Origin of the sequence: Arenibacter palladensis (assembly GCF_900129275.1) — a bacterium.
In the GTDB taxonomy this organism is placed as follows: domain Bacteria; phylum Bacteroidota; class Bacteroidia; order Flavobacteriales; family Flavobacteriaceae; genus Arenibacter; species Arenibacter palladensis.
On the sequence record NZ_FQUX01000007.1, the window covers coordinates 1 to 14,230 of the forward strand.

General features: G+C 41.1%; 9 protein-coding genes. All 9 read left to right on the forward strand.

The window, feature by feature from the left end:
• A partial coding sequence (locus BUA60_RS16945) for a DUF1501 domain-containing protein (protein WP_143153220.1) occupies positions 1 to 356 on the forward strand: 356 nt, incomplete at its 5' end.
• 536 nt (positions 357 to 892) lie between these two features.
• Entirely contained in the window at positions 893 to 1,456 is a 564-nt protein-coding gene (locus BUA60_RS16950; protein ID WP_072863767.1) for an RNA polymerase sigma factor, read from the forward strand.
• Positions 1,457 to 1,574: 118 nt separating this feature from the next.
• Complete coding sequence (locus tag BUA60_RS16955) at positions 1,575 to 2,711, forward strand: FecR family protein (protein ID WP_072863769.1); 1,137 nt, start codon at positions 1,575 to 1,577, stop codon at positions 2,709 to 2,711.
• Between the two features lie 98 nt (positions 2,712 to 2,809).
• Positions 2,810 to 6,232, forward strand: a complete 3,423-nt coding sequence (locus BUA60_RS16960) for a SusC/RagA family TonB-linked outer membrane protein (RefSeq protein WP_072863771.1) — start codon at positions 2,810 to 2,812, stop codon at positions 6,230 to 6,232.
• A 10-nt stretch (positions 6,233 to 6,242) separates the two neighbouring features.
• Positions 6,243 to 7,760 carry a RagB/SusD family nutrient uptake outer membrane protein gene (locus tag BUA60_RS16965; RefSeq protein WP_072863773.1) on the forward strand — a complete coding sequence of 506 codons (1,518 nt, stop codon included), beginning with the start codon at positions 6,243 to 6,245 and terminating at the stop codon, positions 7,758 to 7,760.
• Positions 7,761 to 7,995: 235 nt separating this feature from the next.
• Positions 7,996 to 9,336, forward strand: coding sequence for a sulfatase family protein (locus tag BUA60_RS16970; RefSeq protein WP_072863774.1), 1,341 nt, complete (start codon positions 7,996 to 7,998; stop codon positions 9,334 to 9,336).
• A 15-nt stretch (positions 9,337 to 9,351) separates the two neighbouring features.
• The gene (locus BUA60_RS16975; RefSeq protein ID WP_072863775.1) at positions 9,352 to 10,791 is read left to right on the forward strand and encodes a sulfatase family protein; all 1,440 of its coding nucleotides are present in this window, start codon (positions 9,352 to 9,354) and stop codon (positions 10,789 to 10,791) included.
• 331 nt (positions 10,792 to 11,122) lie between these two features.
• Entirely contained in the window at positions 11,123 to 12,226 is a 1,104-nt protein-coding gene (locus BUA60_RS16985) for a glycoside hydrolase family 88/105 protein (protein WP_072863779.1), read from the forward strand.
• Positions 12,227 to 12,286: 60 nt separating this feature from the next.
• A complete protein-coding gene (locus BUA60_RS16990; RefSeq protein WP_072863781.1) occupies positions 12,287 to 14,200 on the forward strand; it encodes an ulvan lysase-like protein in 1,914 nt (637 codons plus the stop codon).
• Positions 14,201 to 14,230: the final 30 nt, after the last annotated feature.

Genomic DNA, 14,230 nt, shown 5'->3' on the forward strand with positions numbered 1-14,230 from the left:
GAAGGCCTGGCGAACAAGTGAAGGACCAGGTAGATCAACCGGATATCATAGAGGATGAGAAATTCTATGGTATGCACAGACACTTTACCGATGGTAGTTCAATACTGATGTGGGGAGGAGGAGTCGAAAAAGGTCTTGTATATGGTAAAACAGCGGATGAAAGGCCATGTTCTTCCATAGAAAATCCCGTGGTAATAGATCAAGTGCATCAATCAATTTACCATGCTTTGGGAATACATCCTGAAACAAATTATACCATTGAGGGCAGACCGTTTTATACAACTCCTGATGGGCATGGAAAGCCCATAGTGGATTTGTTCGGGCAACCCGTAAATAAAAGTACAAAAAATGTTTAGTTGAGTTAGTTTGTAAGAAGAAAGCAGAGAACAACTCCACCTGCTTGAGTGCGTTGGATGAATCTCTGTTTTCTTTACACACAAAGTAGAATTTGAATGCTCCGAGGCTTGTCCGCCTGTTCCTTTAAGGCGGGTGTAGAAATGTTTTCAGTGGATTCCTTCCCATGCTTTATAGGCCTGAAAATTTCCTATTATAAGAAAAATGGTTCCCCTAACTACTGTTCATGGCTTCCGTATTTTTGCTATCTATTGTTAGTGCTAATTTCCAGTGGATAATGGAGAGATTAAAATAAGCTGTTGCAGTATGTTATATAGCCTACAACACAAGCTTGCAGCACAGTACAGGATACTATCATTAATGTTTTTCTTTATACTTGTTGTTATACTTAAGAAAACATTATATTTCTTAATTGTTAAATCGGTGATGAGCTCAATAGGATATGACTAATGAAATGAATATGTTTTAATTTAATTGTCCGTTTCTGAAAAATTACTTAGAATTAAATTTATTTCTGTAGCAATAATAATAGATCATTTTGGACTCAAAAGAAATCTTAGCGGAAATACAAAGGAAGAACCATTTTGTGTTTAGAAGACTATTCGATGGCTTGTACCATGAATTGGTCGTTTATGCCAATGGTTATCTCTTCGACAAAGATTCTAGTGAAGATGTGGTACAGGAAGTATTTGCATGTCTCTGGGAAAAATCCAACAAAATTGACATTGAAACCAACTTGAGGTCCTACCTCTATGCTATGGTACGCAATAGATGCTTTAATATTTTAAAAGCGATAAAGATTACTCATGTATCAAAAATTACGGAAGTAGAAACTAATATAGATATCGGTTACAGTCCTGACTGGTTTCCAGAAGACGAAAAGCAGCTGCTTTATGAACAAGTTTTAAAGGTGATAGACAATTTTCCTTTAAAAATGCGCAACATCGCCAAGCTACGCTTTGTGGATAACTATCGTTTTAATGAAATAGCGGATGAACTGGATGTTTCCGTAAATACGGTAAAGACCCAGCTTAGAAGAGCCAAATTGAAGTTGGGAAAATTAGTGATTTATATTGCAGTTCTATTTTCAATAGTACAATAAAACCTCCTTTTAAATATTATTTTCTTATTTATTATCCATTATTTTTCTATTTCTATATTTTTTTGTCACCCATTTTAGGAATTTGATTGTCATATTAATATAGACAAACAAAATCCCGATGGATTTCAGACTTATAATAAAGAAAATCAACAATACCTTAACCGAAGAGGAGGGGCGTATTTTCGATTCTTGGTACAAGGAATCCAAAGATCACCGTAGCTATTTCCATAGGGTTGAGAATAACTACCAAAAAGGAATTGATCTTGTAGACATAAAGAAAGGCTGGTCTGGGGTTTCATCCAAAATCAATAAAAAGGAAAAACGGTATTCTATTTATAAATATGCAGCAGCAATCGTCCTTCTTATTACTGCAGGCACTATCTGGTTTGGGGAAAAAGAAAATATCAAGGTAAATCCTCCAATGGATGCCGTAGTGATCCAAAAGGATTCCATTCAGATCGGTACCGATAAGGCAACGCTTACCTTGGAAGATGGTTCAGAAATTGTTCTGGAGAAAGGAGAAAGTGTTGAAACGGATAAAGCCTCTAGTAATGGGGAACAATTGGTGTATACCGATGGTCAGGAATCACCTGAAAAAATTATTGCAAAAAATATTCTTACCATACCACGTGGAGGGCAGTTTGTTTTGGTTCTGGCCGACGGGACCAAAGTGTGGGTTAATTCTGAAACACGGTTGAGGTATCCCGTGGCATTTGCGGCCAATAAAACTCGTGAAGTGGAATTGGTATATGGGGAAGCCTATTTTGACGTATCCCCGAGTACTGAGCATAACGGGTCTCATTTTGTGGTACATACGGCAGGGCAGCGAGTGGAAGTGTTGGGTACGGAATTCAACATAAAAGCATATAACGAGGATACATACGTCTCTACAACTTTGGTGGAAGGTAAGGTCATTGTTGAAAATGGAAGTGAATCCAAAAATCTTAGCCCTGGTCACCAATCTACTATGGATCGGGATTCCAAAAAAATAGGCATTTCCAAAGTAGATGTTTATGATGAGGTATCCTGGAAAAACGGACTGTTCAGTTTTAAAAATAGATCCTTGGAGGACATTATGCAAGTACTTGCGCGTTGGTACGATTTTGACGTAGTGTTTCACAAGAAAGCTACGGAGGAATTGACTTTCAATGGTGTTTTTAGAAAAACGCTAAGCCTCAAAGAAATCTTGGACATTATACAGAACACAAACCTTGTTGAATATGAAATAAACGGTAAAACAATAATTATGAAGTAAAGCTTTAAAAAAAAGGGGAATGGAGTCTAAATCTGGACAATTGAAATCTCCATCCCCAAGTACATTAATTAATCAAAAATTAACTAACATTCAAATTTATGAAAACTAAACCAAATAGGGGTAGTCTTGCCTATGTCAAGACGTCCCTAATTATCACTATGAAAATCTTCATTTTTTTATTTTCGATTCTTTCGTTCGGATTTAGCGTAGAAAATGGTTTTTCCCAAGACAAAAAAATAACGTTTACGGAGGATGCCCAACTTTCTATGGAAGAGGTGTTGGAAGTTGTTAAAAAACAGACCGATTACAATTTCATCTATAGATCGGATCTTTTTGTAGGAAGTCCCCTTGTCGAAATAAAGAAGGGTACGGTAAAGGTAGGTGTCCTGCTGAACAAATGTGCCATGCTTACCGACATTGATTTTCAGTTTACGGACAACGGAGCCATTTTCTTGAAGAAAAATCCTAAAGTGGTTGAGTCCAAAAAGATGCAACAAACCATTAGTGGGGTGGTTACCGACAATGACGGCAACCCTTTGCCTGGGGCCAATATTGTAGAAAAGGGTACTACCAACGGAGTAACTGCAGATTTTGATGGTAACTACACTATTGCAGTTTCCGATGAAAATGCCACCTTGGTAGTTTCCTATATTGGATTTGCGACCACTGAAGTTACTGTTAACGGTAAAAGTTCCATTAATGTTACCTTAGAAGAAAGTGCGGCTGGTTTGGATGAAGTGGTCGTGGTAGGGTATGGTTCTCAAAGTAAGAAAAAGATAACTTCAGCGGTTTCCGAAGTGGATATGGGCGGTGTACAGGATATGCCCAATTCAACATCGGGTCAAGTGCTACAAGGTAGGGTTTCCGGTGTTACAATTACCGAAAGTAATGGTTCTCCAGGACAGGCTCCTAGCATACAAGTAAGGGGGATCAGCTCTATTAATGCCGGAATTGAACCACTGGTGGTTATTGACGGATTTCCAGTAGGCAATGGTATTCCCCAGAGTCTTAACCCCAATGATATTGAAAAAATTACCGTTTTAAAGGATGCGGCGTCCACCTCCATCTACGGTGCAAGGGGAACCAACGGGGTTATCTTGATACAGACCCTAAAGGCAACAGAATCTAGAAGCGAACTTACTTATAATGGTTCCAGTGGATTTCAAATGGTGCCAAATAACTGGCGTCCGCAAACCCTTGATGCGCCACAATATGCCCAATACAATTTGGAAAGGGTCCAGGAAGTAAATGCACGTAGCGGGAGCAATACTCCAGTGCCAGATATTTATTTGGATGCACTGAACAGCGCTCCAGGCAGTGGTACGGATTGGCAAAGTCTATTGATGCGTAGTGCGGTATTTCAGAACCACAACCTTACTTACAGAGGTGGTAACAGTAAATTTAAGGGTGTAGTCTCTGCCGGATATTTAAATCAGGAAGGTGTGCTTCTAAACACTGACTTTTCAAGATTGTCCCTCCGATCCAATCTGGACGCCACTATCAGCGATTGGCTAAGTGTTGGCTCCAATATGTTTGTTGCCTTTTCGGACAACAATTCCATACCGGAGGATGGTTCCAGAGGTATTATCATGAAGGCGGTAACGGCTAGTCCCTTGCAGTCCCCTTATGATGAAAATGGCGATCTTAAGCCTTATATTCCCGCTGATTCCCCAGGTTATTTTGCCTATGCCAACCCTATATTTGAGGCGAATTCGCTTACCAATAATAGAATAGAAAGAGATATTAATGCCAGTATTAACCTGGACATGCAAATTCTTCCCGGCCTACATTACAAACCACAACTTTATGGACGCTTGTTAACAAGGGAGATAAATACGTTTACACCAAGTACCATTGGACGGTTTGCCATTGGAAACGCCTCCAATCTTTCACCTGGAGCGCCTCCGTTCGTAAATTCAGGTGCCAATCAAAAGAGTGATATTACCAATTGGGGCATTGATAATCTCCTTACCTATGATACTACCATTGGACAACATTCCATTAGTGCCCTATTGGGATATACTGCCCAAAAGCAAACAGGGGAATTGTCAACCATCAATGCCACTGGTTTTCCAAGTGATAATACCTTGAATTTTCTGGAGGCTTCTGAAGTTTCAGCTGCGGTAACAGATTTGACCAACTGGTCCTTGGCGGCATATTTTGCCCGTCTTAGTTATGACTATAAATCCAAGTATCTGGCGGAAGTGAATTTTAGGAGGGAAGGATCCTCTAGATTTGGAGACGATAACAAGTATGGGAATTTCCCTTCGGCATCAGTGGGTTGGAGAGTCTCGGAAGAAAGTTTCTATCCGGAGGATTTCTTCATGAACGAGTTTAAACTGCGATCTAGCTATGGTATCACAGGTAATTCCGCCATAGGGGATTTTGATAGATTCGGGACCATACTTTCTATCCCTAACTTGAATAACCTGAACAATAACTTTAATTATGTGCTCAACGACAATATCCAGGTAGGGAAATCACTTACTTCCTTGGGCTCCAGTAATCTAAAATGGGAAACAAGTAAGCAATTGGACTTGGGGCTTTCCATGGGATTCCTTAGGGATGCCATTACTTTAAACGCAAGCTATTTTGAGAAAACGACAGAAGATATGCTCTTCAACCTTTCCATACCAAGGGCTTCTGGATTTGCCTCCACAAGGACCAATATAGGGGAGATGGTAAATAAGGGTGTTGATATTGAGTTGGCTGCCCGTGTAAACAATGATAATTTTTCATGGAACAGTAATTTAAATCTATCGTTCATCAAAAATGAAGTAACCTATCTTCCTAAAGAAATATCACAAATTATCTCTACCTGGAACGTTACCCAAGTAGGTCTTCCTGTGGGTTCGTTACGAGGTTATATTATTGACGGGATTTTTAATACCCAGGAACAATTGGACGACCCTAACCTTCATGGTTGGCCGGGCTCCAAACAACTTGGGGCCTATATTTACAGGGATGTAGATGGAGATGGTTCAATTACTGGTTTGGACAGAGATTATATTGGAAACCCACATCCTAAAGTTAATTTAGGCTTTAATAATGTAATCAATTACAAAAATTTATCCCTTTCCATATTGACTACGGGTGCATTCGGCTATCAAATTATTCCACAGTTGAACGAAGTGCTCTATAATGAAAAAGGTAGATGGAATGTTAGTACGGAATTTTTGGATAGATGGAAGTCAACGGAAAATCCAGGCAAGGGTTTGATTCCTTCCCTACATTATGCAAATCAACATGCTGCATCCAATCTTTGGGTGGAAGATGGGGACCATATATGGATAAAGAATGTTACCCTAGGATACCAAGTACCTGTTTCGGTATTGGATAAAACCTTTATATCCAGTCTGCGGTTCCATTTTAGCGTACAGAATCTGGCGAAATTCACCAGTTACTCTGGCTGGAACCCCCAAGTAAGTAATTTTGGGAACAATCCGCAGGCATTAGGTGTGGACGACTTTTCATATCCTATAAACAGAACATACACCCTTGGTGTCAATATTAATTTTTAAAATATCCGCGATGAAAAAATATAGCTCAATATTAGGGTCAAAAAGGATACTATTTATAGTTTCAATATTAGTATTCCTAGGTTGTAATGAAGAATTTTTAGATGTTACTCCAGACCATTATTTAACTGAAGGCAATTTTTACCAAACAGATGAAGATTTTGATCAGGCCTTGTTAGGTGTTTATGGAGGTATGCAAGATTATGTCTTAAGCGCTCATTTTTTAGAGGAAGGCAGATCGGATAATACTACTTATGATAACCTTTTGGATCAAGGTTCATTGGGAGGAGGAAGGCAATATGGCTTTTTGGACCAATTCAAAATGACATCGGTTGCTGGTCCCATTTCGGATGCATGGAACAATATTTATGGTGGAATAAAGGATTGTAATGTAACCTTGTTTTATCTTAACAGTGCTGAAATAGATCCAGATTCGGCCAAAATGTTGGAAGCCCAACTACGTTTTTTTAGGGCGTTTTACCACTTTGTTGCGGTGCGTTATTGGGGAGATGTACCCCTGCTTATAGAGCCGGTAAGTTCGGCGGAAGATGCGTTTGCCCTAAAAAGAAATCCTACTTCCGAAGTTTATCAGGCCATAGTGGATGATGCTGAATTTGCTATTTCCAATTTGCCCCTTGCATATACCGGTAATGATGTGGGCAGAATTACCCAAGGAGCCGCGAGAATGCTTTTGGCCAAAGTTTATTTAACAAGAGGTGAGTATGGCAATGCCCAAATTCAACTAAATAGTATTATCGGATCAGATCAGTACGATTTGTTGGACGATTATGCAGATATCTTTGATCCGGCAAATAAGAACCACCAAGAATCTATTTTTGAAGTTCAGTTTAAAGAGGGACAGGAGGGTGAATCCAGCAATTTTATATACCAATTTGCACCCGTAGGGTCTAGGGGTGTCGTAGTTCTAGGTCCTGAGAATTCTCCAGGAAGGAATATACCAACAAAGGATATGGTGGAAGCCTATGAAGCCAATGATAAAAGAAAGGATATATCGGTAGCTTACTTTGATAGGAATCCCAGCCCCTTGTACTACGTAAACAAGTATAACCACGATACGGATCCCGATTTTTCAAGATCTCCTGACAACTGGCCGGTGTATAGATACGCAGATGCAATGTTAATGCTTGCAGAGGCTATTAATGAACAGAGTTATCAAACCGGTGTACCCTTTACTATGCTAAATAGGGTTAGGGTCCGTGCCGGATTGCCCGAATTGACAACAACCGATTTGCCAGATCAAGTATCCTTTAGGAATGCCATAGCCCAGGAGAGAAGGGTTGAACTGGCCTTTGAAAATCACCGTTGGTTCGATTTGGTAAGGACAGGTAAGGCCATTGAGGTTATCACCGCTTTCGGTATTAAGGAAAAAGCGGACCCTACGCTGGTTCCGCCAGATTTCATTGCCTACGGTCCAGAATCCTTTGCCATAACCCAAGATAAGTTGGTATACCCGATTCCAAATAATGAGTTGGATCTAAATCCCAACATGACACAGAATCCTGGGTATTAAAAGAGGTTCCTGATCTATGTAAATCTATTGCCCTTGACCTTTTATCTAAGTTGAAAATTATATAAACTTAAATAATGAAAAGTCAAGGGCAATCAGAAATAGTGAAATGGCGAAAAAACTAAAAATGCAAAAGGGGGAAAGGACTATGTTATTTACCCTTTTGTAATGAAGGTAACGATTGGGAAGTGCAAATAGCTACACCCACAGAAATTAAAATTTTAAAAAAGGATATGGTATGAAAAATTTATCATTAGTAGTATTAACGCTAGGGATAGCCACCTATTTCACCTCTTGCAAAGAGGTTAAGCAGGAGATAGCAGAGAAGCAAAAGGAGGCGCTTCCAAATATTGTCTTTATAATCTCGGATGATCAAGCTTGGACAGATTATGGTTTTATGGGCCATGAACATATTGAAACCCCAAATTTGGATAAATTGGCCAATGAGAGCCTAACGTTTTCAAGAGGGTATGTTCCAACCTCACTCTGTGCTCCTTCCTTGGCATCCATGATTACTGGGGTTTATCCCCGTAATCATATGGTATTGGGAAATGATAGGGTGCTTCCTGGCGATGACAAAAAGGGAAAACCGGCTTGGACATTGCCCTGGAGGGCCAGTAACTATGTGCCCGTAGTTGAAAACTTTAAAAAACTGAACACTTTGCCCAAAATGTTGAAGAAAAAAGGCTACCTCTCCTTTCAAACCGGTAAGTGGTGGCTTGGTAATTATTCCAATGGAGGTTTCGATTACGGTATGACGCACGGTGATCCTGACCGAGGGGGAAGGCATGGAGATTATGGCCTCGAAATTGGTCGTAAAGGAATGGATACCCTCTATAATTACATAGATTTGGCCTTGGAAAAGAAGAAGCCCTTTTTTATGTGGTACGCTCCCTTTTTGCCACATTCGCCCCATAATCCACCGGACAGTCTTTTGCAGAAATACCTTCCCAAGGCACCTACGGAGTATGTAGCCAAGTATTGGGCCATGTGCGAATGGTTCGATATTACTTGTGGTGAGCTTATGGATTATATTGACAAAAAAGGACAAACAGAAAATACTATATTCGTATATGTTTGCGATAATGGTTGGGTTCAAAATGAAAACGATGGGGCCTATAATCCAATCTCCAAACAAGCGCCTTATGACTATGGGTTGAGGACTCCTATTATGTACAAATGGAAAGGAAAAATCGCCCCTGGAATGGATACGTTATCATTGACCAGTAGCTTGGATATGGTACCAACGGTACTAGATCTTTTGGGTCTGGAGTCCTCCGAGGAATTGGACGGGATCAACATATTGGATGAAACTGAACGCAATAATCGAGAGGCCGTTTTTGGGGAAATTTATAACCATGACTTTAATACCATTGTGGAAGGGCTTAAATATAGAATGGTGATGACCAATCCTTATAAGCTTATAGTTCCCGACCCAAAGAACAGGCCAAATGAAAAGATCCAGTTGTACAATATTTTTAAAGATCCGTTTGAACAAGTAAACCTGGTAGATGAAAGGCCCGAAGTTGTAGACGATTTAAGGAATAAGTTGGAAGCCTCCTGGAATCCTAAACTGTAAATAAGAAAAATAAGCATGAAAAAAAGTAGTTATTTAATCATTTTATTGGGTGGAATCCTTCTTGGGAGTTGTGCTGAAAAAAAGACAACGGAAGAACCCCAAACTCCCACCAAGCCTAACGTTTTGGTACTTTTAACGGATCAGTGGCGGGCCCAGGCTACGGGTTATGCTGGTGATCCCAATGTGGATACCCCTCATCTGGATAGTTTGGCAGCCATAAGCGTCAATTTTAAAAATGCGGTATCGGGGATGCCCGTATGTTCTCCGTTTAGGGCATCGCTCTTGACCGGACAACGCCCATTGACACATGGGGTCTTTATGAACGACGTGCAGCTGGATACCAATGCGGTAACCATTGCCAAGGTGTTCAACAAGGAAGGATATGATACCGGCTATATCGGTAAATGGCATTTGGACGGACATGGTAGGCTACAGAATGTGGCCCCTGGCCAAAGAAGACAGGGTTTCCAGTTCTGGAAAGGCAACGAATGTACCCACGATTACAATCAATCTGTGTACTATGACAACGATGATCCCAATAGAAAAATTTGGGACGGCTATGACACCTTTGAACAGACCGATGCTGCCATAGACTATATCAAGGAAAGGAAGTCGGCCGAGAATCCGTTTATGATGATTCTTTCCTATGGTACACCCCACGCGCCATACCATACCGCCCCGTTGGAATATAGGAACCGATTTGATCCAGAAAAGATCCAACTCCGTAGAAATGTGCCGGATAGCCTTAAAGAACGGGCAAAAAAGGATCTTGCAGGGTATTATGCCCATATAGCGGCATTGGATGATATGATAGGCAAGGTGATCAAAAATCTAAAGGATTCCGGTCAATTTGAGAATACCATCATAGTGTTTACTGCAGATCATGGTGATCTATTGGGCTCCCATGGTGCCTATAAAAAGCAGCAACCTTACGAGGAATCCGCAAGGGTACCAATGCTATACTATATTCCTGAAAAATTGAAAATAGCTGCAGGAGAACGGGAAGCTTTAATGAATTCCGAAGACATCATGCCCACCCTTTTAAGTCTCTGTGATATTTCCATCCCCAACACTGTGGAAGGATTGGACTATAGGCCTTATATGGAAGGGGCAGCGGAAATAGGACATGCTACCTTGTTAACCTGTGTACAACCTTTTGGGCAATGGAACAAAGTACAACATGGGGCAAGGGAGTACAGGGCCATAAAGACCTTACAGTATACCTATGCCCGCGATTTGAACGGCCCCTGGTTGCTGTTCGATAACATCAATGACCCATACCAATTGTTCAACCTTGTGGGTAACGAGGGCTATACCACCCTTCAGGACGAATTGGAAAAACAGCTATCCCAGCGTTTGAAAGAAACCGGCGATGAATTTCTTCCGGGAATGGAATACATTAAAAAGTGGGGGTACCCGGTTGATGAAACAGGTACAGTGCCCTACACCAACTAAAATATATAATCACGGTAATTTGAAAAATGCAGGTCCAAGGACCTGCATTTTTTGTTTATAGTCAAAAGGAAACTTTTATCTATTCGGAGTGCCAAAATATTTGGCGGAAAGCAAGATTTGATATCCACAATTGTCTCAAATATTATCTTCATACTTCCTTTGTCCGGGTATAAAAATAACAAGTAATGTATTTGAATCACAGGACAGTACAGGATGCAAATTCATTTTAAGTACACTAAAATTGTAAAGGACATTCTTATTGATATTCCGAGATCTTATGGAAGGATAAGGCTCCATTAATTCAAGATAATCAATCACTTAAAAAGACTACATGAAAACATTTCAATTACTGCTCATTTCTTTATTGTTAGGTCATTTATGCTTTGCACAGGACATAAAACCACAGGAGGTAAGAAACATAATGAAAAAGGTCGCCGATTGGCAAATGGACCATATCAATGACAGTTACAGTAATAAAAAACCACACCATCCACTGCATTGGACCAATGCAGCCCTTTATGTTGGTATGGCCAAATGGGCCCAAATGGCCAATGATGACACCTACTTTAATTGGTTAAAGGGAATAGGCAACCAAAACAATTGGCAATTGCACGAACGAAAGTATCATGCGGATGATCATGCTGTTGGCCGCATGTATGCTGCCCTCTACAGAAAATATGGTGAAGAAGAAATGTTGGAGCCTACTATAGAACAGTTTGGTTTTCTTATGCACCATCCGGCCAAAACCAAATTAAACTGGGGAAGCCCTTATCATCAAGATCGATGGAATTGGTGTGATGCGCTTTTTATGTCGCCTCCTGTTTGGGCCGATCTTTATAATATTACAGGGGAACAGAAATATTTGGACTTTATGTTGGAGGAGTACAAGGCTACTACCGAATTCTTATTTGATGCCGAAGAACATCTGTACTATAGGGATGAAAGATTTAAAGGAAAATTGGATCAGGGAACCAAAATATTTTGGGGACGGGGAAATGGTTGGGTATATGCCGGTTTAGCGGATATTCTATCCAATCTAAAACCGCAAACCAGGGAATATGAATACTTCCTGGATATTTACAATAAAATGTCTATAAAACTTCTTGAACTACAGACTCCGGAGGGGCATTGGGCAATGAGCTTATTGGGCCAAAAATTCTATCCTACTCCTGAAACAAGTGGTTCTTCATTCTTTGTGTATGGCCTAACATGGGGCATCAATAATGGAATATTAAAAGGTGCCAAGTACAAAAAGGCAGTGGTTACAGGGTGGAACGCCATGGCAAGTTATGTAAATGACAAGGGTATGTTGGGGTATGTACAACCCATTGGCGCCGAACCAGGAAATGCAAGTCCGGATAAAACCGAAGTGTACGGAACAGGGGCCTTTTTAAGTGCCGGTTCTGAAATTTACAAAATGGTTGGTGGCAAATAAAGGAGGATTTACCAACCATCCCATAGAACATATATGGAGTTAAATAATTAAATAGGGCAGATGGAACGCAAGGCATTTATACAACTCTCAACAATAGGCGGAATAGGTTTAACGCTCCCCATGGCCTCATTGCTAAATTCATGTAGCCGTAAAACGGAGCCTACACATTCTATTGAATTTAAGAAGCTGACCTTCGACCTGCTAAAGGACTGGTGCGATGGAATGATCCGTGTTCAGGTTTTGGATCCCAGTGATACCAAGGTACACGGAATGTTGAAATGTCCTGCCTGTGATGTGGTTCATGCACGGAGTATGGATGCCGTTTACCCTTTCTTACATATGGCTAAGGCTACGGGTGAAAAGAAGTATCTGGAGGCAGGAATAGCTGCTTTTGAATGGGAGAGGAACGTTAGCCTTCCGGATGGAAGTTGGTCCAATGGCCTGGACCCCAAATCGTGGAACGGCACCACTATTTTTGGAGCCATAGCCCTTGCCGAAGCCCTGCATTATTACAGCGATCTATTGGATGATGTTAGACATGAACGTTGGAAAGATCGTTTGGGCCAAGCGGCCGAATTTATTTATGAGAAGTTTACCATATCGTTCACCAATATAAACTATCCGGCCACTGCCGTTTACGGGCTTAACCTAATAGGAAGGGTACTTAATAATGACAGCTATATAAAGCGTAGCAAGGAGTTGGCCGAGGAGGTAAGGGCTTATTTTACAGAACCAAACCGTCTATTGTTCGGAGAAGGGAAACCTAGTGATAAAAGAAGTGCCAAAGGATTGCCGGCAGTTGATCTGGGGTATAATGTGGAAGAGTCCCTGAATAGTCTGGTGATGTATGCCTTACATGTAAATGATGAAGAACTATTGAACCTGATCACCAAATCCCTGAATAGCCATTTGGAGTTTATGTTGCCTGATGGTGGCTGGGACAATAGTTGGGGTACCCGTCAATTTAAATGGTCTTATTGGGGAAGTCGCACCACGGACGGATGTCAGCCTGCCTTCGGAATGATGGCGCACAAAAATCCGGCATTGGGTACGGCTGCGGTAAGAAGCACGGAACTGTTGCGTCGTTGTACGGCCGACGGCCTGTTGCACGGCGGTATCCATTATCTATCCCATGGTATAAAACCCTGTGTGCACCATACGTTTTCCCACTCCAAAAATTTGGCCGTTATGCTCGACCATTGGGATCACCTGCCCGAAATAAATACTACGGCACCCTTGCCCAGAACCACAGCCGATGGAATAAAGTATTTTGCCGAATTGGATACCAATCTTTTCGCCCGTGGCGATTGGCGTGGAACGGTCACTGCCTATGATGCCATTTATAAAGATGGACATTATAGACAGGCAACCGGTGGGGCCTTGTCGGTATTATACCATAACAGGGTAGGACTGTTGTGCGCGGCAAGTATGGCCATTTATAAATTGGTGGAACCCTATAATCAGCAACCGAACCCCGGGGAAGATTTTGCCTTTACCCCCCGTGTGGAAACATTTAAGGACGATGTGTGGTACAGCAATATATTTGATAGGGCGGCAACCATGACCTCCGGAGATATCGAGGGGAAAATACGGTTAAATGCAAAAGCACAACTCAAGAGCACAGAAAATGAAGCGGTCACTGAAACTGCATCAGATTTTGAACTGACCTATACTTGTTCAAAGGATGTAATGCGGATTACTGCAAAAACTGCCCAACCCATAAAAGAAAAAACGGCATTCGTACTTCCCATAATATCGCCTACAGGGGAGAAGGTTCTTCAGCCTAACCCGAACGAAATTACTGTTCAAAAATCCGAAGGGCTGGTGAGCATCAAGGCCAATGTTCCTTTGACCATAAAAGGAATTCCAAGGGAAAGAACATTCAATATGGTGCCTGGCGCAGAGGCCATTCCTATCATGGCCTTTTTTGAAGAAACCACAAAGGAAGTAGAAATAAGCATTGAAGTTTCTTAAGCGACCGACATAAACATATCCGATCGATAA

Excerpts from the sequence above, each read along its gene's own strand:
- BUA60_RS16955 (WP_072863769.1), top strand. The coding sequence starts at position 1,575 with ATGGATTTCAGACTTATAATAAAGAAAATCAACAATACCTTAACCGAA.
- BUA60_RS16960 (WP_072863771.1), top strand. The coding sequence starts at position 2,810 with ATGAAAACTAAACCAAATAGGGGTAGTCTTGCCTATGTCAAGACGTCC.
- BUA60_RS16965 (WP_072863773.1), top strand. The coding sequence starts at position 6,243 with ATGAAAAAATATAGCTCAATATTAGGGTCAAAAAGGATACTATTTATA.
- BUA60_RS16970 (WP_072863774.1), top strand. The coding sequence starts at position 7,996 with ATGAAAAATTTATCATTAGTAGTATTAACGCTAGGGATAGCCACCTAT.
- BUA60_RS16975 (WP_072863775.1), top strand. The coding sequence starts at position 9,352 with ATGAAAAAAAGTAGTTATTTAATCATTTTATTGGGTGGAATCCTTCTT.
- BUA60_RS16985 (WP_072863779.1), top strand. The coding sequence starts at position 11,123 with ATGAAAACATTTCAATTACTGCTCATTTCTTTATTGTTAGGTCATTTA.
- BUA60_RS16990 (WP_072863781.1), top strand. The coding sequence starts at position 12,287 with ATGGAACGCAAGGCATTTATACAACTCTCAACAATAGGCGGAATAGGT.